The sequence below is a fragment of the Anabaena sp. CCY 9613 genome (genome assembly GCF_963920895.1).
Lineage (GTDB): Bacteria > Cyanobacteriota > Cyanobacteriia > Cyanobacteriales > Nostocaceae > Cyanocohniella.
Window position 1 is genome coordinate 112,763 of record NZ_CAWUDE010000006.1, and the last position, 25,820, is coordinate 138,582.

A 25,820-nucleotide genomic window follows, 5' to 3' on the forward strand; every position below is an offset into this window, starting at 1 on the left:
TTCCTCTAGTTGTACTAATCACAAAACCTGATAACTAATAACTGATTATGACTAAAAATTTGAAAGACTTTTTAGAAGCCTGTGAAAATTTAGGAACCTTACGCATTATTGTTACCAGCAGCGCTGCTGTATTAGAAGCAAGAGGTAAAATAGAAAAGCTATTTTATGCCGAATTACTTAAAGGTAAGTATGCAAATATGCACACCGAAGGCTTTGAGTTTCATTTGAATATGGATAAAATTACTCAAGTAAAATTTGAAACAGGTGAAGCAAAAAGAGGTAATTTTACCACTTATGCCATTCGGTTTTTAGATGAAAGCCAGGAGTCTGCTTTAAGCCTATTTTTACAATGGGGTAAACCAGGAGAATATGAACCCGGTCAAGTGGAATCTTGGCATACTTTACGGGAGCAGTATGGGGAAGTTTGGCAACCTTTACCTATTGAAACTTTATAAAGGTTAGCTAATATTGATAATTAGGATTCATTATCCAATTCTTGTTTGAAAGATGCATCAAATTTAGCATTTTCCCAGCCTTTAGTTGCTTTGATTTGCGCTACTGTTAAATTTTTCGCTCCGCGCAAATCCGCGCAAACAAATTCGCCTTTTTCATTTTCAGTACATAATTGAGTGTTTTTAAGATTAGCTTCTTTAAGATCGGCTTCACTCAAATTAGCTCCGCTTAAATCCACTTGTTGTAATGTAGCCCGACTGAGATTGGTTTGCTGGAGATTCACCTTGCTGAGATTGGCTATTGTGATTTTGGCACCACTGAGGTTACTATTTTGCAGATTGGCACCAACCATATTTACATGGTGGAATTTAGCACTTTGCAAGTTTGCATCTTTAAGCTCAATTCCTCTCAAATCAACTTGTGAACAGTTCTTATTTCCAGGTAAATTTATCCCCAGTAACGATGTCTTATTTCCTTTAAGTTCAATTCCGGGTAAATATTTGCCTGGTTTAAATTTCAACCCTGATAGCTGTTCACAACTTTCTGCTAGAGTTGTTAAGGCGATCGCTAGTCCAGCACTAGTATCTTTTTCTACCACGTAATGAATCATTTCCCAGGCAGTAAATTTTCTCTGCTGCACTTCCGCATTGAAGCTAAAATAAACGTGAGGAATTTGCATAACGGTGAGGATAAATGTCGCAAACAAGCCTAAATGATTCAGACTGTCTGCTTTTTTAGCGATAACACTAGCAACAGCTTCAGCTTTTTGGGTAATTGCATCATAAGCCTGTTCAAGTCTTAACCCTTGCAATTGCTGCAAAAATTCGGCTTTTGATTTTTCTGATGTATCTAGTTCGGCTTTAGCTGTTGGTAGATCACTATTCATCTCTCAATCCTCATGGAAATGTTCAACTAAGGATCGATACAGACAGCATTCACCTGATTTCGCAATTCAGTTGAAAATTTGTGCCACAACTAGGGTTACGGTTAACTTAGGGCTTACCTGAGTTGTGATAGTTTGTTTGTGCGACTTAACCCTAACATACTTTTCTCACAAGCCGCAAAGGACGCACGCGCGTAGCGCCTAGTACACGAAGGTAATTTAGGATTGCTATATTTTTCACTAAAATAAATTTCATGCTGAATATGAGGGTGATTTACAGTTTTTGTTTGATTATTTTATGCCTACTCGGATGGTGTGGGAAAGCAACAGCCGGGGAGTTATCGGAACGTCTAACAAATTTTCCCCAGTGGAAACAACTAACTTCAGTACAACCAGCTAAGGGAGATTTGATTTATCCTGATTGGATGGCTGGTGATTGGCAGGTAACAAGTAAATTGGTAGATTTAGTTGCACCTTTAGCACCAGATATCGTTACCCCTGGATTTGAGGCTAATCGCCAACAACTGAATCAGCCTGTAAGTTTTTTAGTGCGTTTTATTCCCGAAAAACCTCCGATTACTGGTTTAAAACTTATCCCTAAAATAGATAATAAATCAACAATTTTAATAGCAGATAGAGCGTTTAATAGTTTGAATTTGGCAAGGGCTTATTTAGGGGATAAAGCTGTGCTATCAGTCAAAGTAGATCCTGATTCACCTAATCGTCAAATTACTCTTTTGCGAGGCGATCGCCAATTAGTTTCTATCGTGAGTGCCCGTGCTACTGAAACGACTTCAGATGACAAGTTCATCACTTCAGAAGTATTTCAACAACTATTTAAAGGGGGTTCACAACCCTATTTCAATTCAGTGGAATCTACTACCGCTTATCACAAATTAGCTACATCTCAACCCGCTATTGAGGCAGATCAAGTTACTGCTGTTTATCTCTCGCCTCAAGACCCAGATTATTTTACCGCAGGTTCTCGTCCTGTAGCCCTTTATCGCTATCGACTGGAATTTTTCCCTGCAATTAGGGGCTAGGGGCTAGAGGCTAACTACGCCTCAAGAGTGATTTAGCACAGTAGTACTTGACTACAACATGTTACAAATGTAGTATAAATATTCCAAGCTAACGCTCACGCTCTTGGACGGTGTGCATCATGGCAACATTTAAAGATATTATCAACTATTTTCGTCCTGACTGGAAGCTGAGTGTAGTCAGTATTGCGGCATCCAGCATTTATGAAATTGTTGACTTGGTTGTTCCTTATGCGATTGGGCAGATTTTAAATGTTCTGTCTAATCAACCATTGGATAGACCACTGCAAAGTGCGATCGCTAGCATAGGAGAATTGATCAATTACCCAGTAAATCAAACTTTATCTTTAGGTGTCTTACTGGGGTTAATTTTTTTGGTGACAGTAGTCAAAGCACCTACACAACCCTGGTTAACCAGTTGGTTCCATTGGGATATTTCCTTACGGGCGCGTCGGGAGAAGACTCAAACAACCATAGCCAAGGTTCTCACACTACCACTAGAATTTTATGATGAAAATAACCCCGGACGCATTTCTGGGCGAGTAGCCAGAGGTCTTGCTAACCATACTTGGACATATCCCGAAATTGCCGGACAGTTGATTCCTAAATTGGTGCGTGTGCTAGGAATTTTCGTGTTTATCCTGTTAATTGAGTGGCGGATTGCGATTTTATATTTGATTTCCTTTGTAGTTATCCTCAGCTTTACATTGAAGACTTTGCGACGGATCATTTGGCACGAAAGTCGCTTAGATAAATACATGGAAAACACCGAAAGTCGGACTTCGGAATTGATTACAAATATCAAAACAGTCAAAGCATTTGCCACTGAAGCCAATGAACTAAAACGCCAACAGCAAAGATTGGATCGTGAGTTCACAGTGGTAGATTATCGTATCCACAAAGGTTATGTAAAACTCCTGACATGGCAAAAGGCTGTAATTCAGTTTTGTGTATTCACAATTTTGGGTTTAACTTTAGCAGCAACAGTAGACGGGAGGATTACTCTAGGTCACTTTGTCATGACCTTAACACTTTCTAGCATGGCTTATGCCGAACTAGAACCTATTAGTAACCTGGCAGAAGTTTTTGCCCGACGCTATTCTTCGATGTTGCGGTTTCACGAATTTTTGCAAGAACCAATTGGCACTGATTCAGTTGGTCTATTAGCAGCAGAAAATCAAACTGCATCACCTTATAAATTCACTGGCAAAATTGAGTTATCCCACGTCAGTTTTGGATATGATGACAGTCGTCAAGTTTTGCAAGATATCAACTTGTTGATTGAACCATATCAAACAGTGGCATTAGTTGGGCGTTCTGGTTCTGGTAAGTCTACCTTGGTGAAACTGCTGCTGCGGTATTTTGCACCTCAAGAGGGCGAGATTTTGATTGATGGTCAAAATATTCGCACTTTGGATGTAGGTAAGTATAGACGGAGACTAGCGATCGTTCACCAAGAAGTAGATGTGTTTAACGGTACTGTATTGGATAACCTCACCTACGGTAGACCAAACGCCACTCTAGAACAAGTCAAGGAAGCCTGTAGAATTGCCCGAGTTGATGAAGTCATGGAACACCTCCCCCAAGGTTATTACACCGTTGTCGGGGAACGTGGCGTCAGGTTATCTGGCGGACAAAGACAGCGTTTGGGAATTGCTAGGGCGTTGTTAGTTGAACCAGACGTACTAATTTTTGACGAAGCTACCTCCAGCTTAGATTACGAATCTGAACGGGCAATTCAATTGGCCATGCGATCAATTCAGGGAACTTGCACCACTATCGTCATTGCCCACCGTTTAAGTACAATCCGGGAAGCTGATAAAATTGTGGTTCTCGATCAAGGAAGAATTGCCGAAGTGGGTAGTCATGATGAACTGTTGCGTCATCAAGGGATTTACCGTCGCTTGCACTCCCTGCAAGAAACCGGGGAATTACTGAATTAGTCCGTAAAAACCGGGTTTTTCCATAAACCTGGTTTCCTGAAATTAAATATTTGTTAAACGCTTGCCAATTCTAAAACCTGGTGCTACTATTGATAATCGTGAGACAAATGGGTCGGTGTCCGAGTGGTTAATGGAGACGGACTGTAAATCCGTTGGCTAGCGCCTACGCTGGTTCAAATCCAGCCCGGCCCACCACTTCTAAGGTAGTGAGCTATAATTGCTAAGTGACTGGTGAGTTCACAGCTTTATAGCTCATCACTTCAAAATCAGGTTTCTTTTTTGCCCGTGTGGCTCAGTGGTAGAGCACACCCTTGGTAAGGGTGAGGTCACGAGTTCAATCCTCGTCACGGGCTTGTTTATACTTTAATAATTCTGCATAGTATCCGAATTTTGTGGTTCTAGCTTTTTTTAGGTGATAAACCTTGTTTACTTTGATATCTGTAGTTTGCGGTCAAGATTGTGAAATTGCTTCCTGACGTTGCAATAACAAAAACTCCACCTTTCAGGATGGACAAGGTTTAATTAGATCATTTATTCTGAATTATTGAAAGACAATTTATATATTATTTTAAACCCAAAGGTACGCGGAGTTTTTTGAGGGATGGATTTTTAGTTTTAGGTTTGATTGTATTGATATTCAAACGAGCGCGGCAGGGTTCGAACCTGCGACCAACGGATTAGAAATCCGTGGCTCTATCCACTGAGCTACGCGCCCAAACCAATATTCTGGCTCCCGAAGAAGTCATCGAATTGATTATATCGTTATATCTTACCAAGAAGCAAACAAAAAATTGCAGATTGACCACTACCAAGGCTATGATTCAAGTCGCTGGTTACGTAGATTTACACTAAAAATGCAGCAAATGGGCTATTGATTAGCTATATTGTGTGGTCGATAGGTTATTTGCGTGTTGATGTCAGGGTAGCTTCAGGCGATCGCGAGGCTCAACCCAATGGCACGCTAGGTAATCGCACTCTTGGCGATGTTACCAAAACACGACTATAGATCGCATATCCATAAAGCCCCTGTGAGGAGTTATTTGCGAGTGCCATGTTTATTCTCAAACGGCAGGATGTTGAAATATCGAGTATTCAGCACCCAAAACGGGATCAGCAAGTGCCGATTCTTACTTATCAGGGGCAAACCTTTCGCTTGATTAGCATCTTCAAAGCTAGCCAAGAAGAAGAAGCTAGAGCCTTGTGGCGAGAATTGACTGATAATCGAGGCAAAGCCTGTGTCTTGTTGGAAGAACCGGATCGCTTTAGTGTCTGGGGAAAAGTCCGCTTAGATCAAATAGGTAGTGACACGGGTGGTCATAGCAAGCAAGGAATTTACATTCAAGCCAGTATTTTTTTGCTGCAAGCAGTTTATCTGGACATTGAAGAGTTTTTAGGTGGTCGCCAAGCGACACTATTTGAGAAAGATCTGGCAGAATTTTTGCGCCAGCAACAATTTCCTCAAACATCGTCCCTAGAAGCCGTCAAGCACTTGGTATCAATAAATCCCCTAGAAATAGCTAATCTTCCTCCTTGGCAAGAAAACCACGTAATTAGTTTCTTGCAAACACTGCATCAACTCGGAAAAAGTTATTTTGGTAATGCGAACTTTGCTAATCAAGTAAATGATCGGTTACAAGATATGCCAGAAGCCGAGCGATCGCTCTTTATCAGTTGGCTAAATCAAACTTCACTGAGTAAACTGTGGCAATAGCATGGAAAGTGTGGGAAAAACTGCGGCTACAGGCAGTTGCTTTTGGCCTCCATTGGTGCATCGCTGGATAGATAAACCGCTTCCTACACAGTCCTGCACACCAAAATCAGGCCGAGTGCATTTACACAGTCAATTCCTATGAGCAGTTCATACAAAAATTCCTACCGTTCTCAATCCATCTTCACCAATCGCAACATAATTTTAGCTAGCATCGCCTGGGCTGTGCTGGCACTGTTATACTTTTTGTTGTTTAGTGCCAAAATCCCCGGAGCAGATGGTGTAGAAAGCCGTGCTGACTGGTACGTGATTGGTACAAATATTTTTGAAGCCTTGGCTTACTTGGGTGCAGGTATCTTATGCTTAAGGAACTGGCGTAGCCCGCAAATTGTCAGTAGCAGAAATGTTTGGCTGGCGATCGCTATCGGTATGCTTTCTTATTTCCTGGGAGGGATCATCTTCGGTTACACAGAAATAATTTTAGACGAAGAACCAGATGTGTCTATTGGCGATATATTTTTTGTACTGAGTTATCTTTCCCTGGGCGTAGGCATGATTTTAGCTGTGGCTTCTAGACGAATCAATTTAGAAAAATGGCAATGGCTAATTGTGGTGGCAATAGGAGTCTTTGGCAGTTTGTTAGCATGGTGGATTTCTATGCAACAAGCAGTACCCTCAGAGCCGCTAGTCGCTATTTTGAATTGGTTTTACGTAGTTAGCGACGTGGTTTTGCTAATTATTGCTACCACTTTATTACTGGCATTTTGGGGAGGCAGAGTTGCCCAGTCTTGGAGAATGATTGCGGCGGCCGCGTTTTCGCTCTACATTGCAGATATGTGGTTTAAATATGCTCAAGGGGCAAACTATCAAAGTGGGGAGATTCTAGAAGTGTTTTGGGTATTTAGTGGAGTTTTATTTGGTATGGGCGCTGTCTTAGAACATGACGCATCGTTGAGCAGAACTCGACGAGAGCGTGGGCGCAAACGAGCTTAGAAAATTTGGTGTCTACCGTGAGAAAACTAACAGATCCTGACAAGAAAGAAATTCTGAAGTTATATCGAGAAACTGCCGAAACAACCTCAACTTTGGCAGAACATTATGGCGTGAGTAACTCGACAATTAGTCGGCTACTTAAAAGCACCTTGCCAGAAGACGAGTACGAATATCTCGTTTCTCTCAAACGTGCTGCTAGGACTCCTGAAGGCAGGGCACAGGTAAATTATGAACAATTACCTTTGTTAAGTCAGGCAGAGCCAGAGTTAAAGCCAGAGCCAGAGCCAGAGCCAGAGTTAAAGCCAGCGCAGCCACCAAGCCAGGAAACAAAAACTCCTCGCCTGAAGTTGCCAGATATTGAGCCAAAAGAAGCAGTTATCGAAGGCGAACAATTAGAGGAGGAAGACGAATTCACCACCTCCATGAGGCGAGTCCGTCGGCGTCCCTCAGCAGAGGAAAAACCAAAGCTACGCTCAACAAAACGATTAGAAGTTGTTGAACCCAAGCCGCCGGAAATCACCAGCATCCCCACCCCCATCTTAAAAGACGAAAATCCTGAAGCAACCGTCATTGCCCACATGTTGGGAGAAGACTTGCTAGATGAGTCGGAGGATTTGGATGATTTAGAGGACGATTTAGAGGATGATTTAGACGACGAAGATTACGACGAAGATTACGACGAAGAGGAAGAAGACTTAGACGAACCAAGACCATTAGTTACTAGACGTAGAGCCAATGAAGCACCAGTGCAAGTGTTGCCATTATCAGCAGCACAATTGCCCAAAACTTGTTATTTGGTAATTGACCGTTCCTCGGAGTTAATTACCCGACCACTCAAGGACTTTGGTGACTTAGGACAAATTCCTAACTTGGAAACCCTGCAAAAAACATTGCCAGTGTTTGATAACCATCGAGTAGCAAAGCGCTTCTCTACCAAGCGCGATCGCGTGATCAAAGTTCCCGATAGTAAAATGCTCCATAAGGCTAGTACTCATCTACAAGCCAAGGGAATCACGCGACTGTTGATTGATGGCCAGGTATACTCTTTGTCGATGGTCTAAAAGTTATGGAGATACCTGCTGATTATGGTGTAGTCTTTGTCACAACTGCCAGCAAGCAGGAGGCGGAAACAATTGCACATGCCCTTGTAGAAGCTAAACTTGCTGCTTGTGTAAGTATGTTGCCCATCCATTCAATTTACACATGGCAGGGAGAAATATACAAAGAGTCCGAGTGGCAGTTGTTAATTAAAACCGACTTGGCACAATTTTCCATTTTGGAAGCCAAAATTCGGGAACTGCACTCTTACGAAGTATCAGAAATCATTGCCCTACCGATAATTGCAGGTTCGCAAGCCTACTTGCAATGGATTTCTGAACAGGTTAAACGTTAAAAGTGAGGAGTTAGAATTAGGAGTCATGAAACTCCCCATTTCTAACTCCTAATTTTCAGGGTAAACGGCCGCTGCAAAACGCTCTGCCAAATTTATAATGTCTTGTTTACGGGCCAGTTTATTCATCCATTCTGGGGGAATGTTTTCCACACCGTAGTAAATGCCTGCTAACCCTCCAGTGACTGCGGCGGTGGTATCTGTATCTCCACCTAAGTTGACAGCTTTGAGTACGGCTTCCGAGTAAGACGAAGTATTTAACAAACACCACAGGGATGATTCTAGAGTATCAATGACATAACCCCCAGAATTAATTTCCTCCACGGGCAGTTTGGCTATTTCGCCACTAAATATCCTGCCAAAATGCCTCCTCTCCAAAAGATATTCTCGTTCAGCATAAATAGACTGGATTTTTTCTAACCCTTGTAAATAAGCTGTTTGGAGACTAGCCCCTGCCAATAAGGCTACTGCAATACTAATATAAATGCCACAGGCCATTTGCGATCGCACATGAGCATGAGTAATAGCTGATACATCATGCACCCGCGCCATCAATTCTGGAAAAGTTACGGTTTTATGACAATAAGCCATCGGCAAAATTCGCATTAAAGAACCATTGCCATTACTATCTTCCACCTTACCTCCTGCCTGATGTGGTACAACTCCTTGTTTCAGGCGCATAATTGCTGCATGGGTAGTGGGGCCAATATCAAACAAATCGCCACGGGGAGTCCAATAAGCTTGCTTGTACCAGCGCCAAAAGGAATTGGCTATGGTGTCTAAGGAATATCCTCTACAAAGGCTTTCTGCCAAGCAAAAAGTCAGAGAACTATCATCAGACCAAGTTCCCGGCGGTTGATTCCATGTGCCATAACCTAGCATTGTTGTCACCGGAGACTTAACTCTTTCAGCGCGGCTAGTAAACTCAACTGGCACACCCAACGCATCACCGACACATAAACCCATCAAACCAGATAACGTTTTTGCAGCGGTTAGCATTATTCAATCTCCACAAAGATGATCAAAAATTCACTTTATCGATTCCCTTTGTAGCTTGTTGCTATAGCTGATACAGCCCATTGTTTCATCCTCTGTGAATCGAGGATATAATTCCCAATATACTCTAGAAGTCATAGGCATTATTAGTAATATCTGAGGGAGGCTTATTGTGAAGTCAGCTACAACAACCCCTTTAGACGAGTTTCTCTCTCAACCCAACATTGAGGCTTCCCCAGCATGGGAGTTAATTCAAGGGAAAGTGCGACAAAAACCAATGCCAACCCTTTTTCATTCGCGACTACAGCGTAATTTAGTAAATTACGTGAATCTTCATACAGAGCAGTTTGAAGCTATACAAGAATTACGTTGTATTGTACCTCCCTATTCTCCAGTTCCCGATATTTCTATTGTTGCAGGCGATCGCCTGCAAGATGAAGATGGGCCCTTAGAAGGAGCGCCGGATTGGTTAATTGAAATTCGCTCTCCTGACCAAAGTACCCTAGATTTGCAGAATAAAATTCTCCACTGTTTAAGTAACGGAACCCAACTAGCTTGGTTAATAGATATAACTCGTCAACAAATTTGGGTATGGCTGGGAGATGATTTACCGGTTGTTTTGTCCGCAGAAGATATTTTACCGACTTTGGGTAATTTACCAGAACTGACGGTTAACGCAGTCATGACTATGACTCGGAGGTAATTCCAGTATATTTTAACTCCTGATTCATTTTGGGCATACTAAGCACAAATTCCTGACCAATACGTTATCAAGGCAGGAATGATGTTTCAACTAAACATTTGCCCGAATTAGGAAAATAAAATGATTATTCGAGTTTATTGGCCACAATGCAATTATCGTAACTTGCAATTTGGGAATGAATCAATGGATTCATTTTGGGTAGAAGCAACTTATGAAGAAGCGAAAACAGCAATTTTCCCTTTCCTCACAACTGAAGCGATCGCCAAATCTAAAACTTATGCACAAGATGGGGAAATTCTAGCATGGCAGATAGGCAACCAATCACGCCCTTACTGTTTTTTAGTAGCTCAAGATTTAAGTATGATTGAGCCACTTGATATGCATTATCCATTTCATCAGATGTGGAATGGTTATTCCCCATTTAAGAATATTACAGAGTTTCATATCAATACACTCCAAGAATTAAAAATCAAAACCTTGAGTGAACCTATAAAGTTTTATCACCTGAATCAACCTTATGGCTTTTTTTCCAACTTTGCGATTTATGCAATTTATCTAAAGGGTAAAATCTGGCCAACCTCAGAACACTATGGAAACTAGCGAACGTATCTGTGGAGATCTGAGATAATTGATTGTGACAGTTGATAAACTGACTATTTTGAGAAAATTTCCGGATATGAAAATTCTTGTATGAAGTCATAGAATTTGCCAAAACTTCCACAAGAAAAGATACCTTGATATTTAGATGCTTTACGCATATACGAATACAGCGCAATCAATAGACAGAGCAGCAGCCAGAAAGTCTCATTTCTCTACTCATTCAAGAAGTCAGGGAGATTATGTTAATTGATTTATGGCAAATTATACCTTACTAGCCTTAAAGTCTTATGCATCAATAACAACAGTCATTAAACAAATTAGAAAAATTATCTGGAACCTTTTTATACTATTTTCGACTTTTAATATATAAAGCAAAACACACAAAGTTTTTTCCAGATTATGAAAAATATACTCAAGTCTTTGATGACAATCTCTGCATTGTCTTCCTTAGTAGTAGCTCCTATTCTTCTTAGTGCCGGTCAAGCTTCAGCCCAACCAACTAGAGGTACCGATGCTAGTTATATTGGTGCTGGTGTCGCAGCTGGCGTGACTAATGGTGGACAAGACGGTGATGCGGCTACCTTGGGTGGTAACCTTACAGGCCGGGTGAAATTAGGCAATACACCATTTTCTGCACGTGGTAATGTCCTTTGGGGTAATGAGACTACAGCTATCATCCCAGAAGTTTCCGTAGACGTACCCATTGCTAATCGCACCAACGCTTATATTACTGGTGGTTATTCTTTCGTAGAGAAAAATGGTGCGCCCACTCCTTTGGGTAACAGAGAGTCTGTAGTAGTCGGTGCTGGCGTGGAATCAGAAGTTGCTAATAACTTCCTCGTTTACACCAATGCTAAAGTCGGACTTCGTGCCTACGAAAATAGCCCGGCTTCTGCTATCAGCATTAATGGTGGTTTAGGTTATCGGTTTAGATAGAGGCTAGAGGTTAGAGGCTAGGAGCTAAATAAAAATCTCCCCCACTCCCTACACAAGTCGGTTTTGTTAAGTGTTTAAACACGTACGAAGCCGGCTTTTTGCCGTGTTAAAATTAAAGTATTCCTCATATTTCCGACCGAATTACCGGGGATCACTCAGCCGAAAATAAACTTCGGCGTTGACCGATGCCTTATTGAGAATACTATACAACTGTGATGGTTAAATCTGCTCCTGCCCCAATTGCTAATCGTAATAAGCCTTCCAAAGTGGAAGGTATCAAGGAAAAAAGTAATTTTTTACGTGAACCTGTAGCTACGCAAATCCTTGAGGATACTACCCATTTTACCGAAGAAGCGGTACAACTTCTCAAGTTTCATGGTTCTTACCAGCAAGATAACCGTGATAATCGTGTAAAGGGACAGGAAAAAGATTACCAGTTTATGCTGCGGACGAGAAATCCTGGTGGGTTTGTACCGCCGCAGTTATATCTGGCTTTAGATAATTTGTCCGATGAATTTGGCAACCACACGTTGCGCGTCACTACCCGACAAGGGTTTCAATTGCACGGGATTTTAAAAAAGAATCTGAAAGCTGCGATCGCTACTATAGTGCAAAATATGGGTTCAACTTTGGGTGCTTGCGGTGACCTCAACCGTAACGTCATGGCACCACCCGCGCCCTTTAAGAATCGCCCAGAGTACCAGTATGCTTGGGAATATGCTAATAATGTCGCTGACTTACTGACACCGCAAACAGGGGCATATTACGAAATTTGGTTAGATGGCGAAAAGGTAATTAGTGCAGAAGAAAGCCCAGAGGTGAAAGCCGCGCGTCAGCGCAATGGCACTGGCACAATTATCCATGATGGTGAGGAACCGATTTATGGTACTCACTATATGCCCCGCAAGTTCAAAGTTTGCGTGACTGTACCTGGTGATAATTCCGTTGATTTATATACCCAAGACCTGACTTTGGTAGTAATTACCAATCAACAGGGAGAACTATCAGGATTTAATGTTTTTGCTGGTGGCGGTTTAGGTAGAACCCACAATAAAGATGAAACCTTTGCCAGATTAGCCGATGAAATTTGCTATGTGGACAAAGATGATGTCTACAACTTAGTCAAAGCCATTGTTGCTACTCAGAGAGATTATGGCGATCGCACTGACCGTCGTCATGCCAGATTAAAATATTTAATCAACGATTGGGGTGTAGATAAATTCCGCTCCCAGGTTGAGGAATATTTCGGCAAATCAGTGGCACCGTTTCAACCACTACCAGAGTTTAAATATCAAGACTTCCTCGGTTGGCAAGAACAAGGCGACGGCCAGCTATTTTTAGGCATTTCCGTTGATAATGGTCGAGTCAAGGATGAAGGTGCATTTCAACTGAAAACCGCCTTACGGGAAATTGTCGAGCAATTTAACTTACCAATGCGCTTGACACCCCACCACAACATCATTTTTTACGACATTGCGCCAGATATTCAGCCAGCCATTCAACAAATTCTCAACCGTTGTGGTGTCGTTTCTGACCCCAACACCATCGAACCTTTAGTACGTTATGCAATGGCTTGTCCGGCTTTGCCTACCTGCGGTTTGGCTATCACCGAATCAGAACGGGCAATACCGGGGATTTTACAAAGAATCCGCACCCTGTTAGATAAACTGGGTTTACAAGATGAACATTTTGTGGTAAGGATGACAGGCTGTCCTAATGGTTGCGCTCGTCCCTACATGGCAGAATTGGGTTTTGTGGGTAGTGGCCCCGAATCTTACCAAGTGTGGCTGGGAGGTTCGCCAGATCAGACACGCTTGGCGCAACCTTATACTGAGCGGTTACACGATAATGACATAGAGAGCTTCCTAGAGCCGATTTTTGTTTATTTTGATAAATCGCGGAATTCTGAGGAAAGCTTTGGTGATTTTTGCGATCGCCTGGGTTTTGATGCTCTGCGTGAATTTGCTAACAATTACGAGCCAGGAAGCTTTTCTAATCAAGCTACTCAGCCTAAGCGTTCTCCTAGTAGATCCCGCCATCGCATCAGCCTTCACGATGACATTTACGAGAAGTTAAAGGCTGCTGCTACTAGTCAAGGCCAGCCCATGACTAATCTAGTGAATCAGGCTCTAGAAGAATATTTGCAAAAGCTGTCATAAAAGTTATCTCCATATACCCCTCATCAATACTGGTGAGGGGTTATGGAAATTTTCAGGTAGCTGAGAATTTATATTCCGTATACATCTCACTAAAAAACCTGCCCATCTTTGATACAAGACTAGCAGGTAGGGTCTTTTGTTAATCGGAGCGGCGGGATTCGAACCCACGACCTCCACTACCCCAAAGTGGCGCGCTACCAAGCTGCGCTACGCCCCGGTCAGAATTACTATCATACTGCAAAGCCACAAGATAATCAAGGGGAAAATTTAAAAAACTTTTAGCATCCCAGCTGCTTGCAGTAAACCCTCTACAGCGCTGGCATTCCATGCACCTTCTACACACCGTCCGGTATTGAGGATCAAGCGCAGACTATAGGCTTGAGGATAGCCTTCTACTTCCATCCACAATAAATCACTTTCAGCTTCACAGGCGATTTTCTCGTCGTCCATTAATTCGGTGGCGACTTGTTTAATGGTGTCAGCTAGCTGTGTAAGTAGTCGGCAAAAATCATTCAACTCGGATTCTGTTAACTCTATTGCCCAATCATCTGTACCTACTAAACCTTTAAATTCTGGTGCGTTGGGGTTCCAGCCAATCCGCCAGCCAGTACCACTTTTAAGTACACGTTCCATAAATTGATTTTTTAAACACAAAGGGAGCGCGGTGAACCCGAAGGAAGGTTTTTTACCTGAGAAGTTCAGCACCACCTTGTTGGGGTGGCTGTGGGGTGGATGTGTTGGGGCTGGGTGTTTTATCGGGGTTGGGTGTTTGGGTATTTTGAGGATTGGGGATAAAGAGATTGGCTAAAACTTGTACTAGAGCATTCCTTTGTTGACGATTAAGTTTAGCTATGGCCGCGCGATCGCCTTCTAAGGGATTTTGCCGCAATATATCATTACCAGGATAGGAATGATCGTACATAATTTCGTTAGCGTCTAGGTAGTCGGCTAATGTTAGCTTCCAATCTAGGCGGTAACTGGGGGCGCGCCCTTTTGTATATAAATGATAGCGAATCAGGCGACTGGCTAAGGTGCTGTTTTCGGCAACCTGTCCAGTTTCTTTACTGATATACTGATTTTCTTTGGGGAAGTCTGGTAGTTGCTTATATACTTGCTGCCAAATATCTCCAGGACTGATTCTCTGGGCCATGGCAGGTTGAATACCCAGTAAGTTTATAGGTATGAATTTATTTGCCCCTGAACTCGCAACAAGTACACCCACCACCATAAAAGCAGTGAGTGTCTGCCAGAACTTGAGTCGGGGTTGAATGAACGATAATTTTTTGCTCATCCTCACCTTTGCCAAAGTCTTATTTTATAATTCGCCAATGATTTCTGGCTGAGTCAGTTCGTCGGACATTTCGATAATGGCTCTGAGTACTGGCTTCATCATCACATCTTCCGATGGGCTGTCAAAGTCTTCGTAACGACGACGCTTGGCACGGTTTGCCACCTGAACTGTAATGCGGTAGCGATTTGAGGCTGCACTAATCAGATCTTCCGCACGGTGCATGATTTGAGACTGGGTGGTCTCGAACTTAGAACGCTTTAGCATAGTCAGTGGTTTTTGGGGTCACTCTCCAGTTTAGCAGTACTCATCAGTCTACTGTTGGGTATTGGGAGTGTATTCAATTACCTGCAACCTTTCTGTCGATAGAGGTTATCAGTTTTCTTGGGCTGTAAGATTTATCAGTTTATGATCCAGCAATACTACTAAAGATTATGGCTGATATTGTCGAAACTGCCGCTAATGCCGGAAATTTCAATACTCTAATTCAAGCAGTTAAAACTGCAAAACTTGTAGAAACTCTCAAAAGTCCTGGTTCTTTTACTATCTTTGCACCCACTGACGAGGCTTTTGCTAAATTACCAGCAGGTACGTTAGATGCACTACTGCAAGATATCCCCAAGCTGCAAAAAATATTGATGTATCATGTGGCTTCTGGGGATGTCAGATCTGATGATTTGGTACAAATTGACGAAGCTACAACTTTAGAAGGCTCAGTGGTGGCCATTGAGGCAGATAATGGGGTTTTGAAGGTCAATGATGCAAGTATCCTAAAAACCGATATTCTTGCCGATAATGGCGTTATTCACGTGATTGATGCGGTGTTAATGCCAGCAATGGTTGCGGGAAGGTAGGGGCACATATGTCGTGCCCTTACGGTGGATATGATCTAAGCTATGCCTAAAATACAGCCACTACGGGGTGGGAGGGTTACAGAAAGTTGCTGATCGCGCCACTCAGATTCTGCATTGCCATATAACAGCTTGTGGGGTTGAGTATGCAAACTAGCCGCATCTAACTTTGCTGTTGTTTGTGCTGTCCCAGCGTTAACAGCAATAATTAATGCTTCTGTTTCTAAAGTGCGGGCAAAGATGTACAACGCCCCCTGAGCAAAAAGAACTTGGTAATCGCCTATACGCAAAGCTGGGTATTGATGGCGCAAGTGAATTAATTGGCGATGCTGCTTGAGGATTTCTTGATTCCAGTTAGCTTCTAAAGGAAAGCCACGGCGTGAGTCTGGATCTATGGCACCAGGTAGCCCAACTTCATCACCATAGTAGATACTGGGGGCACCAGGAAAGGTAAGTAACAGTAAAGTTGCTAATTCCGCACTGGCTTGATCATTGTTAGCAATGGTAACTAATCTCGCTGTGTCGTGACTTGCTAGTAAATTCAGTTGAGTTAGTTGAATTTCCCAAGGGTAAAATTGCAACAGTTCTTGGATTTTAGCGGCGTATTCAGTAGCAAATAAAGGTGGATAAGGTTGATAATCCCGGCTTTGTACCTGTTCTAAGACTACGCGATCGCCTGCGGCAAAGGCGATAGTTGGCCCGGCAAATAAATAATTCATTACCCCATCAAATTGCTTACCATCCAGCCATTCCCGGGAATCTCCCCACACTTCGCCCACAATATACGCTTCGGGATTAATGGCTTTGACGCGATCGCGAAATTCCTGCCAAAATCCCGGAGTCTTAATTTCAAATGGTACATCCAATCGCCAACCGTCAATGCCGAATTTAATCCAATATTCGGCAATTTCCATAATGTATTCCCGCACTTCGGGATTGTCATGATTAAACACTGGTAAAGCCCGATTTCCTCCCCAGCCTTCGTAATTGGCGGGTAATTCCCCTGTGTAGGGTGCCAGAGGCCAATCTGTAATTTTGAACCAATTCACCCAAGGGGAATGAGGGCCATTTTCTAAAATATCGTGAAAAAAGAAAAATCCCCGACTGGCGTGATTAAATACTCCATCCAGCACCACTTTGATATTCCGTTCATGGGCGGCATCTAGTAGTTCCCGAAATGCCTCGTTGCCCCCCAGTAAGGGATCAACCTGATAATAATCATGGGTGTGATAGCGGTGATTACTAGCCGATTGAAAGATGGGTGTGAAGTAAATCGCGTTAATTCCTAAATTTTGGATATAGTCTAAGCCCTCAATAATGCCCCATAAATCGCCGCCTTTGTAACCTTGGAGTGTAGGCATAGCTTCCCAATCTTCCCAACGGGCTTCGTGTAACAGCCGCTTGTGGGGCTGCTTACTTCTAGCAAAACGATCTGGAAAAATTTGATAAAAAACAGCGTGCTTAACCCAGTCTGGTGTTTGAATTTGCATACATGACTTTTTTGACCTTCAGAAGTGATTGTGGCAAATACTCGCTGATTTGCCTCTCTCACCGATGATAGAAAATATCTCATGAGGGGGCTGGGATCAGGAAATTTACGTAACAGAAATACTGTGTATAAATATTATTGTTTTATTACGGTAAGGCATGGAATTTATAAGTATGATTTAATGCTTATCTATTTTACGCACTTATAGCTTAATATTTCTTTATTTTTCTAGATTTAAATTTTTCCGTAATCACTCAGATAGATACTGTATTACTCAAAAGTATTGGTTAACAAATCATTGAATATAAGTGAAATTGATTAACAAATCCAGACTTGATAAGTCTCTACCGTATTTACTCGTAGAGATTTAGCCAGTTAAAGAAACTTATCTTTAGGTAGAGATCAATTGAGAAAAATGAGTTATGAATTAGCAAGCCCAAATTAAAATTTATGGGTTATTTTCAGGCTCCTAACTTGGTTCGATGCTATCTATGGAAAAAATAGATAACTATAGTCGCACTCAGAAATGAAGGCTAAAAAAGTTACTTAGCCTGCATTAGTGATAGAGCGACAAATCCTGCAAAATCCAGTACCTGCTTGTATAAATTAACTAAACCGAGGTTACCATGAGACACGAAAAGCTTTCTCCTGGACTGCTATTGGCATATGAAGACTATCAACATGAAGGCGTAACAGCTTTAACCACCCACAAGCGATCGCTTGGTATAGTAGCTCCCACAAATCCTGTTAAACAAACCAAGACTATTGTTTTTATATATTGTGATTCTGATGCAGACTTGAGTCATTTGTCACAATACGGTATTGAAATCAACCAAAACTCAGGTAGTGTCCGCACAGCTTTCGTACCCCTAGACAGTTTAGATATCTTATCTGAAGAACCCAATATCCAGCTCATCAAGCCATCACGGAAAATGAAACTGCGGATGGACGCTGCGCCGGGAGGCGTACAATTACCAGCGTTTCAAAAGAAAACCGGACTCACTGGTAAAGGAGTAATTATAGGCGTTCTTGACACAGGTATTGATGCCAAACACCCTGCCTTTGCTGGCAGAATCTTAAGCGTTTGGGATCAAACACTGCCAGGCCCAGGAGTCACAGAAGGTGCCTATGGAGCTGAATTTACCGGGGCGCAAATGACTATCTCTCAAGATACTAACGGTCATGGCACTCACGTAGCTGGCATTGCGGCTGGTGTTGATAGCATCTATAACGGTGTAGCACCAGAAGCAGATTTGGTAATTATCAAATCCGACTTACAGGATGCCCACATTGCCGATGGTGTGCGCTATGTTTTCCGCGTTGCTAGAGAATTAGGTCGCCCAGTTGTATTAAATCTCAGCTTGGGTGGACACGCTGATGCTCACGACGGTAGCGATTCCCTCTCGAAAATCATTGATGCCGAATCTGGCCCAGGCAGAATTGTCTGCTGTGCTGCGGGTAATGAAGGCAACGATAATATTCATGGTCAAGCAACTATTAGCTGCCAAAGTACTCACGGTATGCGCTTTAATGTACCTCACCATCAAGTAGGTATAGCCTGGTTAAACGCTTGGTATTCTGGTAATAGTCAATTAGAAGTGTCGGTACGCAGTCCTAACGGTTTTGTCACTCCTTTCCAAAAAGTGATTACCAACGGTAATCCTGCCCAAAATTATCAATTGCCAGATGGACATATAGAAATTGTCACACCAGGCCCCGACTCCAGCAACGGCGACTACAATTTCTTTGTGCAAATTCGTGGTCAAGGTAACGCCAGAGTCGCAGGAGGTATTTGGCAGTTACAGGTACGCAACACTTCTGCTGCGGAAACCAGATTAGATGTCTGGACACTAGATGATGCCTCATCAGTATTTTTCACAGGTGACAGCACAGAAGACTCGGTGAAAATTGGATCTCCAGGCTCTGCCAGCAGTGCAATTACAGTTGCTTCCTATACAACTAAAAACAAGTTTACAGATATTGATGGCCAGGCGCGAGAGATGGGCTTAGGATTGAATACCATTTCGGAATTTAGTAGTGAAGGGCCACTACGAAATAATGCCGCCAAACCAGATGTAGCCGCACCGGGAGCGATGATTGTCGCTGCACTCTCCGCTCATGCCAATATGGATCGCTCAATGATGATTAATTCTAAATTTGTGGCGATGGCTGGTACAAGTATGGCGACACCGTTTGTCACTGGGTTAGTAGCACTGCTATTACAGCGCGACCCCAAGCTTGATCCTGAGACAGTAAAAGACTTGCTCCGCGCCAATAGTTCCATCCCCGGCAAACCCTCTGGAACCTTTGATAACAAGTGGGGGTTTGGATTGATTGATGTAGCTAGTTTGTAATTGGCTGCTGGGGAACTCGAGGCCATCTCTGAGGATCTGACTTTTCAGCACTTATATGTACACAGTAGGGGGGGAATACGTTGGGTAGCACAATCATTCTCCCCATCCTCCTACTCCCTTATCTATGTATAAAGATAGGTAAAGATAAGGGAGAAATTTGATAGTTTGGTTGTGGGGTAGGCCTTTTTAGCCTACCTTTTTTACCAAGGATTTGCTGGTCAATATGAATTACCAAAAGCTAGATGCTCCGCTATCTTTAGCCCTCAATGAGGCTCAAAACTCAGAAGAACAGAGTTTAGAGATTTTCATTCACACTGAACCCGTGGTTGATGCTGATGCGATCGCTGTTTTAGAGAGTTTGGGGGTCAAAGATGTTACTTGTGGAAAAGATGTATTTACGGCGACACTTTTGCCTACTGCTATTTCCCAGTTGTCGGAGCAACCTTGGGTGAAGTCTTTGAGGCTGTCCCAAAAATTGCATTTGGTGAATCAGCTAAAGGGTATGGGTAGTTTCCGAATTTGAAAATATTTAAGGACTCTGAGAATTCCTGGGTACAGTATTGGTGAAATGTCTCCAAAGTTACTAGTAGGTCATTCCAGTAAATTAAGGCGTGAGTATGTACTGAAATCATGACAGTATGGTCAGCCTTAATACTAAATTAGTAACATTTGATACAAATTTTTGGGATAAGTGATTGATCACCAACACTATTCTGTAAACTTGACTAATTATTAATCTGTGATCCCCCCTTACCAGCAGTCTCAGACAGTCCTAAACTGAAGGTGAGAGTTGAAAGGCAGTCGGGAGAAATTTTGTGAAAAAAGTATTAGCAATCATTCTCGGTGGTGGTGCGGGCACTCGCCTTTATCCACTAACCAAATTACGTGCTAAACCAGCAGTACCAGTGGCAGGGAAGTACCGTTTAATAGATATTCCTGTCAGTAATTGCATCAATTCAGAGATATACAAAATCTATGTCCTGACACAATTTAACTCAGCATCCCTGAATCGCCATATAGCGCGTACCTATAATTTTACTGGTTTCAACGAAGGGTTTGTGGAAGTGTTAGCGGCACAGCAAACGCCAGAGAACCCCAATTGGTTCCAAGGTACAGCCGATGCTGTGCGTCAATATTTATGGCTATTGGAAGAATGGGATGCGGAGGAGTATTTGATTCTCTCAGGAGATCATCTTTATCGCATGGATTACCGCCAGTTTATCCAGCGTCATAGAGAAACGAATGCTGATATTACTCTCTCGGTTATCCCCATTGATCAACGCCGCGCTTCGGACTTTGGTTTAATGAAAATTGACCAGTCTGGGAGGGTAATTGATTTTAGCGAAAAACCCAAAGGCGAAGCATTAGAGCAGATGCGGGTTGATACTAGTGTACTAGGATTGACACCAGAACAGGCTCAATTACAGCCCTACATTGCTTCGATGGGGATTTATGTATTTAAAAAAGAAGTTTTGTTCAAGTTGTTGAAGGAATCTTTAGACAGCACTGATTTTGGCAAAGAAATTATTCCTGATGCGGGCAAAGATTACAATGTCCAAGCCTACTTGTTTGATGATTACTGGGAAGACATCGGAACAATCGAAGCATTTTATCAAGCCAATTTAGCATTAACTAAACAACCTTTACCGCCCTTTAGCTTCTACGATGAAAAAGCACCAATTTATACTCGCGCTCGTTACTTACCACCGAGTAAACTGTTGAGTTGCCATGTCACAGAATCCATGATTGGCGAGGGCTGTATTTTAAAAAATTGCCGCATTCAGCATTCAGTTTTGGGCGTGCGATCGCGCGTCGAATCTGGCTGCGTCATTGAAGAATCTCTGTTGATGGGAGCAGACTTTTATCAACCTTTTGTTGAACGCCAATGTACCTTAGAAAAAGGTGACGTTCCTGTAGGCATTGGGATGGATACAATTATTCGGGGAGCGATCGTTGATAAAAATGCCCGCATTGGCAACAATGTCAAAATTATCAATAAAGATAATGTGCAAGAAGCAGAACGCGAAAGTCAAGGCTTCTACATCCGTAGTGGAATTGTTGTAGTTCTCAAAGGTGCCTTAATCCCTGATGGAACGGTAATTTAGTCATTAGTCATTAGTTAGTGATCAATACTAATTAATCACTGGCAAAGGACGCAGGAAAAGTGACTAAACTATTTTTACTAATTGGTCTTCCTGGTAGCGGTAAGTCAACTTTGGCAAAACAATTAGTCACACAATGCCCCCAAATGCAACTGATTTCTACGGATGCGATTCGGGGGCAGCTTTTTGGTTCAGAAGCAACTCAAGGGCCGTGGCTACTGATTTGGCGAGAAATAGAACGGCAATTTCAAAAAGCTGTGACCACAGATAAAACAACAATTTTTGATGCCACCAATGCCCAAAGACGCCAACGACGGGAAATTATCGCCTTAGCTCGTGAGGTCGGTTTTACTCACATTACAGGGATGTGGGTGAGGACTCCCGTTTGGCTGTGTTTAGCACGCAATCAAAGGCGTCAGCGCCAAGTTCCCCCAAATGTTATCTGGCGAATGTACCGTCAACTCCGGGATGCTCCCCCCAGTTTAGAAGAAGGAATAGACCAACTGATTTGGTTTCCCGAAAGGTGGGAGTACGGAAATTGCGCTGGTGTGGAGAGCGGGAACCACACTTGATTTTCTTTAATTTCTGTTAATTTAAAATCAGAGTTTTTTATCCTGGGGAATATACCCAGCAAATCAAAAATCTCACCTTTTACGAAAAAAAATAACGAAAATTTTTATAGGAGGCTGGTAGATGGCTGCAACCGACTTTAAAGACTATTACGCAATTTTAGGAATCAGTAAAACTGCCAGTCCAGAAGAAATTAAACAAGCTTTTCGCAAACTAGCTCGTAAGTACCACCCTGATGTCAACCCAGGTAACACCCAGGCGGAGTCCAAGTTTAAAGAAGTTAGCGAAGCCTACGAAGTTTTATCAGATACTGATAAACGCAAAAAATACGACCAATTCGGTCAATACTGGAAACAAGTCGGCGAAGGCTTCCCATCTGGTGGTGCAGGTGTGGATATGGGCGGCTTTGACTTTAGTCAATATGGCAGTTTTGATGAGTTTGTCAATGAGTTATTAGGGCGCTTTGGTGGCCCTGGCCCGCGTCCTGGACGACAAAGTTACTCTTCTTATCGCACCTCCACAGGTAGACCTAGTGGTTATGGCGGTTTTAATGATTTTGGTTTTCAAGATGTAGGTACTGGTGCTGGTGCTGGCCAACAAGATACAGAAGCAGCGATCGCCTTGACTTTTGCAGAAGCCTTTGCTGGTGCCCAAAAGCACTACACTTTAGGCAACGAAACAATAGAAGTTCGCATCCCGTCTGGGGCGAAAACTGGTACTCGCCTGCGGTTGCGTGGTAAGGGCCAATTCAACCCCATGACTCAACAGCGGGGTGATTTATATTTAAAAGTTGAACTTCAGCCACATTCATTCTTTCAATTTGAAGGTGACAATCTTGTTTGCGAAGTGCCCATCACTCCCGATGAAGCTACTTTGGGTGCATCCATTGATGTCCCTACACCCGATGGATCAGTAAATGTGAAGTTACCTGCGGGAGTGCGTTCTGGGCAATCCCTACGGTTGCGGGGTAAAGGCTGGCCTTCAACTAAAGGTGGACGTAGCGATCAGTTAGTAAAAGTCGCCATCGTCCCTCCTAAGGACCTCACCCAACAAGAGCGGGAATATTATGAAAAAATTCGGGCTATACGTACCTATAATCCCCGCAGTCATTTACAACAGTTTAAACTTTAACTGAATGGTCACGGAAATGTTGTTCCAGGTAACGGGGATTACGTACTCCTATCTGTAAAATTAATGCTGTGACTAATGCACCCATAGCTGATACCAAAAAGGTAGTTTTATAGTCAATAGTGTCTGCGATCCATCCACCTAATATGGGAGCAAGAATGGTAGCAGGGGCAACAAGGGTATTGCCAAGACCAATATAGGCTGGTCGTTCACCCTGGTTACCAAACTCTAAGGTCATAACCGCAGCAATATTTTGCAGGGCGATCGCACCTATTCCCGCTCCGACAAAGACTAAGTAAAACCAGTTGGCATTTGTTGCTAGGTAAGCTAAAACCGAACTGATTGCACAAGCAATAGAACCAATCTGTAAGACTAACTTATGTCCTTGGCGATCGCCTACCCAACCCAGAACCAATGCAGCAATAGTTTGAGTGACCATCAGCACCAAAGTAATTAACCCCACAGATGCTTCTTTCATTCCATGCTGGTGTACGGCGTATAGTGTATAAAAAGGAAGTGGCATCAATGCTAACTGTGATACCAGACGTGCCATCAGAAAACAGCGAAAATTCTGATCACGTCTGAGAATTACACTCAAACTATGCCAAAATTCATGCCTAGTTGCCATCGCAGGCACTTGGTTACTGAGCGGTTCCCGCGTCCTCGACATAAAAAACCAGGATATAGCCATGGCGACGCTAGCACACAAAAAACAAAGAGCAAAGTTCAATGGTCGGGCAACTTCCTTCAGCAGTAAGCCAGCGATCATCGCACCACAAATCCCCATCAAATTATTAGCCGCCGCTTGGGAACCGTAGAAAATACCCAGTCTCCCAGAAGGCACAATTTTAGCAACCATGCTTTGCCAAGCAGTAGCACTAAAGCCGCTACCTAGTCCCTGCCAAATTAGTAAGGCAAATGTCAATTGCAACACAGTTTGGCTATTGAGTTGTGGCTGAAATAAAGCAACTAATGCTAACCCCAAAAAAGGCAACTTTTGGTGAATTGTCAATGACATCACCGTTGGCTTATAACACTGCAAACGAGCTACTTTATCAGCTATTAGTAACTGAGGAAGTTGCCAGCCTAAGCGGGGAATAGCGGGAATCAGTCCAATAAGCAATGCAGAGTTAGTAAATCCGCTAACAAACAACGGAATAATAGTGATAAACGAAGCAAAACCAGCTCCCAAACCAAAAAATGCACTGTCAACAATATTTACGGTAAAGTTATGGCGGAAGTCTTTTTGAGTCTCAGGATTAAACATTTTTATAAATATCGCCAGTGTAAATTGATGATTTTTGGCAAACAAACAATGCGGCTTCAAAAAGCGGCATTTCGATAAATTGAATTTTGAAAAAAATGATTTTAGCTGGTAATTAATCCCTCAGCCTGATAGACGATGAACGCCTCTATTATTTGTCGCTCTTCTTAGTCATATTCCTTTTGGAAAGAGCGTTTTAAGTAGGATGATGGATGTAAAAACTCTAATTGAGCAATAACTTGGCACAGCAAATAACGTCTATAACCACACCCATTGAATTGGGTGATTCTGATATAGCATTGGTCACACACCTGAGAAAATTTTCAGGAGCAAAAAACCTATATAAATATTGTTAAATTTTACTGGAATTACATTTGACAAAACCCCAATAATCCTAGTGTTGTTAATGGCAATGGCAGCAAAACTCAATTTTTTCCCAATAATAATTACCCACAATATTGAGCAGCATGAGCCTGGGGATGATAATATTTCCTGTGATGTGTTTAGATACTCAATTAGTTAGACTCAAGAAGTAGCACAATCATTAACACTGATAATAATAAAGCTATTTTTTTTACTCCCTGGTGATTTATTACTACTGGGTAAACTGGTCAAGCATTTCACACAGGTTGGTGTTCCTTTTTAGGACTAACAAAAACCTGATTTCCATAAATTATTCCCAGATGCTTTACTTAAATCACCATTGGAAAATATTTTTTTAAACCACTTAAACTTAAACTAAGACAACCTGAGTTCGGGATAATCTGAAACCTCGATTCTGTCTTGATTCTGGCCTACCGTGTACACACAAGTCGGAAAATCTAACTCCCACTTTTTTGTTAGCGATCGCTTGACTTTTAAAACAGTCGCTATTTACAAATCTATAAATCTAGGTGTAAGTACAAATATTTTGATTTTTCCAGAGTCATAAAAAATCGGCAAGCTAGAAACCTCTCGGTCATAACTAACG

The 25,820-nt window shown here is 42.4% G+C and carries 26 protein-coding genes, 4 tRNA genes and 2 pseudogenes; 22 read left to right on the forward strand and 10 right to left on the reverse strand.

Going from position 1 to position 25,820, the window contains the following annotated elements:
- Positions 1-47 precede the first annotated feature (47 nt).
- Positions 48-455, forward strand: coding sequence for a ChuX/HutX family heme-like substrate-binding protein (locus ACM0OT_RS09190; protein WP_414564075.1), 408 nt, complete (start codon positions 48-50; stop codon positions 453-455).
- A 20-nt stretch (positions 456-475) separates the two neighbouring features.
- Here the strand turns inward: ACM0OT_RS09190 and ACM0OT_RS09195 are convergent, their stop codons facing one another.
- The gene (locus ACM0OT_RS09195) at positions 476-1,339 is read right to left on the reverse strand and encodes a pentapeptide repeat-containing protein (protein ID WP_414564076.1); all 864 of its coding nucleotides are present in this window, start codon (positions 1,337-1,339) and stop codon (positions 476-478) included.
- A gap of 251 nt (positions 1,340-1,590) precedes the next feature.
- Here ACM0OT_RS09195 and ACM0OT_RS09200 point away from each other — a divergent pair, with 251 nt between their 5' ends.
- The 4 genes from ACM0OT_RS09200 (at position 1,591) to ACM0OT_RS09215 (ending at position 4,672) form a co-directional block, all read left to right on the forward strand.
- The gene (locus tag ACM0OT_RS09200) at positions 1,591-2,379 is read left to right on the forward strand and encodes a DUF6816 family protein (RefSeq protein ID WP_414564077.1); all 789 of its coding nucleotides are present in this window, start codon (positions 1,591-1,593) and stop codon (positions 2,377-2,379) included.
- A 119-nt stretch (positions 2,380-2,498) separates the two neighbouring features.
- Complete coding sequence (locus tag ACM0OT_RS09205) at positions 2,499-4,319, forward strand: ABC transporter ATP-binding protein (protein WP_414564078.1); 1,821 nt, start codon at positions 2,499-2,501, stop codon at positions 4,317-4,319.
- Positions 4,320-4,428: 109 nt separating this feature from the next.
- Positions 4,429-4,514: transfer RNA gene (locus ACM0OT_RS09210), tRNA-Tyr, on the forward strand.
- Positions 4,515-4,600: 86 nt separating this feature from the next.
- Positions 4,601-4,672 (forward strand) — tRNA-Thr (locus ACM0OT_RS09215).
- Positions 4,673-4,961: 289 nt separating this feature from the next.
- On the opposite strand, the gene ACM0OT_RS09220 is transcribed toward ACM0OT_RS09215, so the two are convergent.
- Positions 4,962-5,034, reverse strand: a tRNA-Arg gene (locus ACM0OT_RS09220).
- Here ACM0OT_RS09220 and ACM0OT_RS09225 point away from each other — a divergent pair.
- The 6 genes from ACM0OT_RS09225 (at position 5,007) to cutA (ending at position 8,413) form a co-directional block, all read left to right on the forward strand.
- The gene (locus tag ACM0OT_RS09225) at positions 5,007-5,171 is read left to right on the forward strand and encodes a hypothetical protein (RefSeq protein ID WP_414564079.1); all 165 of its coding nucleotides are present in this window, start codon (positions 5,007-5,009) and stop codon (positions 5,169-5,171) included. The genes ACM0OT_RS09220 and ACM0OT_RS09225 overlap by 28 nt on opposite strands.
- Before the next feature lie 19 nt (positions 5,172-5,190).
- The gene (locus tag ACM0OT_RS09230; protein WP_414564080.1) at positions 5,191-5,325 is read left to right on the forward strand and encodes a hypothetical protein; all 135 of its coding nucleotides are present in this window, start codon (positions 5,191-5,193) and stop codon (positions 5,323-5,325) included.
- Between the two features lie 45 nt (positions 5,326-5,370).
- Positions 5,371-6,030, forward strand: coding sequence for an Npun_F0813 family protein (locus ACM0OT_RS09235; protein WP_414564081.1), 660 nt, complete (start codon positions 5,371-5,373; stop codon positions 6,028-6,030).
- A 138-nt stretch (positions 6,031-6,168) separates the two neighbouring features.
- The gene (locus ACM0OT_RS09240; protein ID WP_414564082.1) at positions 6,169-7,020 is read left to right on the forward strand and encodes a hypothetical protein; all 852 of its coding nucleotides are present in this window, start codon (positions 6,169-6,171) and stop codon (positions 7,018-7,020) included.
- Between the two features lie 17 nt (positions 7,021-7,037).
- Positions 7,038-8,081, forward strand: a complete 1,044-nt coding sequence (locus ACM0OT_RS09245; protein WP_414564083.1) for a transposase — start codon at positions 7,038-7,040, stop codon at positions 8,079-8,081.
- A gap of 5 nt (positions 8,082-8,086) precedes the next feature.
- On the forward strand, positions 8,087-8,413 hold the full coding sequence (gene cutA / locus ACM0OT_RS09250; protein ID WP_414564084.1) for a divalent-cation tolerance protein CutA: 327 nt from the start codon (positions 8,087-8,089) through the stop codon (positions 8,411-8,413).
- Between the two features lie 48 nt (positions 8,414-8,461).
- Here the strand turns inward: cutA and ACM0OT_RS09255 are convergent, their stop codons facing one another.
- Positions 8,462-9,409, reverse strand: a complete 948-nt coding sequence (locus ACM0OT_RS09255; RefSeq protein WP_414564085.1) for an ADP-ribosylglycohydrolase family protein — start codon at positions 9,407-9,409, stop codon at positions 8,462-8,464.
- Between the two features lie 169 nt (positions 9,410-9,578).
- Here ACM0OT_RS09255 and ACM0OT_RS09260 point away from each other — a divergent pair, with 169 nt between their 5' ends.
- The 4 genes from ACM0OT_RS09260 (at position 9,579) to sir (ending at position 13,804) form a co-directional block, all read left to right on the forward strand.
- Positions 9,579-10,109, forward strand: a complete 531-nt coding sequence (locus ACM0OT_RS09260) for a Uma2 family endonuclease (protein WP_414564086.1) — start codon at positions 9,579-9,581, stop codon at positions 10,107-10,109.
- 183 nt (positions 10,110-10,292) lie between these two features.
- Positions 10,293-10,709 carry a hypothetical protein gene (locus ACM0OT_RS09265; RefSeq protein ID WP_414564087.1) on the forward strand — a complete coding sequence of 139 codons (417 nt, stop codon included), beginning with the start codon at positions 10,293-10,295 and terminating at the stop codon, positions 10,707-10,709.
- Between the two features lie 399 nt (positions 10,710-11,108).
- Positions 11,109-11,645: a hypothetical protein gene (locus ACM0OT_RS09270; protein WP_414564088.1), complete on the forward strand. Its 537-nt coding sequence runs from the start codon at positions 11,109-11,111 to the stop codon at positions 11,643-11,645.
- A gap of 215 nt (positions 11,646-11,860) precedes the next feature.
- Positions 11,861-13,804 (forward strand): sulfite reductase, ferredoxin dependent, encoded by a 1,944-nt coding sequence (gene sir / locus ACM0OT_RS09275; protein ID WP_414564089.1) that lies wholly within the window; start codon positions 11,861-11,863, stop codon positions 13,802-13,804.
- Positions 13,805-13,947: 143 nt separating this feature from the next.
- On the opposite strand, the gene ACM0OT_RS09280 is transcribed toward sir, so the two are convergent.
- The 4 genes from ACM0OT_RS09280 to ACM0OT_RS09295 all read right to left on the reverse strand — a co-directional run bounded on the left by ACM0OT_RS09280 (position 13,948) and on the right by ACM0OT_RS09295 (position 15,359).
- Positions 13,948-14,021 (reverse strand) — tRNA-Pro (locus tag ACM0OT_RS09280).
- Between the two features lie 50 nt (positions 14,022-14,071).
- The gene (locus ACM0OT_RS09285; protein WP_414543811.1) at positions 14,072-14,437 is read right to left on the reverse strand and encodes a DUF1818 family protein; all 366 of its coding nucleotides are present in this window, start codon (positions 14,435-14,437) and stop codon (positions 14,072-14,074) included.
- Between the two features lie 52 nt (positions 14,438-14,489).
- Positions 14,490-15,095, reverse strand: a complete 606-nt coding sequence (locus ACM0OT_RS09290) for a hypothetical protein (protein WP_414564090.1) — start codon at positions 15,093-15,095, stop codon at positions 14,490-14,492.
- A gap of 24 nt (positions 15,096-15,119) precedes the next feature.
- Entirely contained in the window at positions 15,120-15,359 is a 240-nt protein-coding gene (locus ACM0OT_RS09295) for a DNA-directed RNA polymerase subunit omega (RefSeq protein WP_414564091.1), read from the reverse strand.
- A 167-nt stretch (positions 15,360-15,526) separates the two neighbouring features.
- Between ACM0OT_RS09295 and ACM0OT_RS09300 the strand changes: the two genes are divergently transcribed.
- Positions 15,527-15,946, forward strand: coding sequence for a fasciclin domain-containing protein (locus tag ACM0OT_RS09300; RefSeq protein ID WP_414564092.1), 420 nt, complete (start codon positions 15,527-15,529; stop codon positions 15,944-15,946).
- Between the two features lie 35 nt (positions 15,947-15,981).
- Here ACM0OT_RS09300 and ACM0OT_RS09305 read toward each other — a convergent pair whose 3' ends face one another.
- Entirely contained in the window at positions 15,982-17,433 is a 1,452-nt protein-coding gene (locus ACM0OT_RS09305) for a glycoside hydrolase family 13 protein (protein WP_414564093.1), read from the reverse strand.
- Between the two features lie 943 nt (positions 17,434-18,376).
- On the opposite strand from ACM0OT_RS09305, the pseudogene ACM0OT_RS09310 reads away from it, so the two are divergent.
- Positions 18,377-18,862, forward strand: a pseudogene (locus tag ACM0OT_RS09310) (S8 family serine peptidase); the annotation flags it as partial.
- Positions 18,863-19,020: 158 nt separating this feature from the next.
- Here the strand turns inward: ACM0OT_RS09310 and ACM0OT_RS09315 are convergent.
- The gene (locus ACM0OT_RS09315; RefSeq protein ID WP_414543833.1) at positions 19,021-19,086 is read right to left on the reverse strand and encodes a formate dehydrogenase N subunit beta transmembrane domain-containing protein; all 66 of its coding nucleotides are present in this window, start codon (positions 19,084-19,086) and stop codon (positions 19,021-19,023) included.
- A 220-nt stretch (positions 19,087-19,306) separates the two neighbouring features.
- On the opposite strand from ACM0OT_RS09315, the pseudogene ACM0OT_RS09320 reads away from it, so the two are divergent.
- The 5 genes and pseudogenes from ACM0OT_RS09320 to ACM0OT_RS09340 form a co-directional block, all read left to right on the forward strand.
- Positions 19,307-19,786 (forward strand): annotated as a pseudogene (locus ACM0OT_RS09320) (S8 family serine peptidase); the annotation flags it as partial.
- Between the two features lie 223 nt (positions 19,787-20,009).
- A complete protein-coding gene (locus tag ACM0OT_RS09325; RefSeq protein ID WP_414564094.1) occupies positions 20,010-20,309 on the forward strand; it encodes a hypothetical protein in 300 nt (99 codons plus the stop codon).
- A gap of 292 nt (positions 20,310-20,601) precedes the next feature.
- The gene (locus ACM0OT_RS09330; RefSeq protein WP_414564095.1) at positions 20,602-21,891 is read left to right on the forward strand and encodes a glucose-1-phosphate adenylyltransferase; all 1,290 of its coding nucleotides are present in this window, start codon (positions 20,602-20,604) and stop codon (positions 21,889-21,891) included.
- Positions 21,892-21,950: 59 nt separating this feature from the next.
- A complete protein-coding gene (locus tag ACM0OT_RS09335; protein ID WP_414564096.1) occupies positions 21,951-22,460 on the forward strand; it encodes an AAA family ATPase in 510 nt (169 codons plus the stop codon).
- Between the two features lie 121 nt (positions 22,461-22,581).
- A complete protein-coding gene (locus ACM0OT_RS09340; protein WP_414564097.1) occupies positions 22,582-23,589 on the forward strand; it encodes a DnaJ C-terminal domain-containing protein in 1,008 nt (335 codons plus the stop codon).
- On the opposite strand, the gene ACM0OT_RS09345 is transcribed toward ACM0OT_RS09340, so the two are convergent.
- Positions 23,579-24,853, reverse strand: coding sequence for an MFS transporter (locus ACM0OT_RS09345; RefSeq protein ID WP_414564098.1), 1,275 nt, complete (start codon positions 24,851-24,853; stop codon positions 23,579-23,581). The genes ACM0OT_RS09340 and ACM0OT_RS09345 overlap by 11 nt on opposite strands.
- Between the last annotated feature and the right edge of the window lie 967 nt (positions 24,854-25,820).

Excerpts from the sequence above, each read along its gene's own strand:
- ACM0OT_RS09190 (WP_414564075.1), top strand. The coding sequence starts at position 48 with ATGACTAAAAATTTGAAAGACTTTTTAGAAGCCTGTGAAAATTTAGGA.
- ACM0OT_RS09195 (WP_414564076.1), bottom strand. The coding sequence starts at position 1,339 with ATGAATAGTGATCTACCAACAGCTAAAGCCGAACTAGATACATCAGAA.
- ACM0OT_RS09200 (WP_414564077.1), top strand. The coding sequence starts at position 1,591 with ATGCTGAATATGAGGGTGATTTACAGTTTTTGTTTGATTATTTTATGC.
- ACM0OT_RS09205 (WP_414564078.1), top strand. The coding sequence starts at position 2,499 with ATGGCAACATTTAAAGATATTATCAACTATTTTCGTCCTGACTGGAAG.
- ACM0OT_RS09235 (WP_414564081.1), top strand. The coding sequence starts at position 5,371 with ATGTTTATTCTCAAACGGCAGGATGTTGAAATATCGAGTATTCAGCAC.
- ACM0OT_RS09240 (WP_414564082.1), top strand. The coding sequence starts at position 6,169 with ATGAGCAGTTCATACAAAAATTCCTACCGTTCTCAATCCATCTTCACC.
- cutA (WP_414564084.1), top strand. The coding sequence starts at position 8,087 with ATGGAGATACCTGCTGATTATGGTGTAGTCTTTGTCACAACTGCCAGC.
- ACM0OT_RS09255 (WP_414564085.1), bottom strand. The coding sequence starts at position 9,409 with ATGCTAACCGCTGCAAAAACGTTATCTGGTTTGATGGGTTTATGTGTC.
- ACM0OT_RS09265 (WP_414564087.1), top strand. The coding sequence starts at position 10,293 with ATGGATTCATTTTGGGTAGAAGCAACTTATGAAGAAGCGAAAACAGCA.
- ACM0OT_RS09270 (WP_414564088.1), top strand. The coding sequence starts at position 11,109 with ATGAAAAATATACTCAAGTCTTTGATGACAATCTCTGCATTGTCTTCC.
- sir (WP_414564089.1), top strand. The coding sequence starts at position 11,861 with ATGGTTAAATCTGCTCCTGCCCCAATTGCTAATCGTAATAAGCCTTCC.
- ACM0OT_RS09285 (WP_414543811.1), bottom strand. The coding sequence starts at position 14,437 with ATGGAACGTGTACTTAAAAGTGGTACTGGCTGGCGGATTGGCTGGAAC.
- ACM0OT_RS09290 (WP_414564090.1), bottom strand. The coding sequence starts at position 15,095 with ATGAGCAAAAAATTATCGTTCATTCAACCCCGACTCAAGTTCTGGCAG.
- ACM0OT_RS09295 (WP_414564091.1), bottom strand. The coding sequence starts at position 15,359 with ATGCTAAAGCGTTCTAAGTTCGAGACCACCCAGTCTCAAATCATGCAC.
- ACM0OT_RS09300 (WP_414564092.1), top strand. The coding sequence starts at position 15,527 with ATGGCTGATATTGTCGAAACTGCCGCTAATGCCGGAAATTTCAATACT.
- ACM0OT_RS09305 (WP_414564093.1), bottom strand. The coding sequence starts at position 17,433 with ATGCAAATTCAAACACCAGACTGGGTTAAGCACGCTGTTTTTTATCAA.
- ACM0OT_RS09325 (WP_414564094.1), top strand. The coding sequence starts at position 20,010 with ATGAATTACCAAAAGCTAGATGCTCCGCTATCTTTAGCCCTCAATGAG.
- ACM0OT_RS09340 (WP_414564097.1), top strand. The coding sequence starts at position 22,582 with ATGGCTGCAACCGACTTTAAAGACTATTACGCAATTTTAGGAATCAGT.
- ACM0OT_RS09345 (WP_414564098.1), bottom strand. The coding sequence starts at position 24,853 with ATGTTTAATCCTGAGACTCAAAAAGACTTCCGCCATAACTTTACCGTA.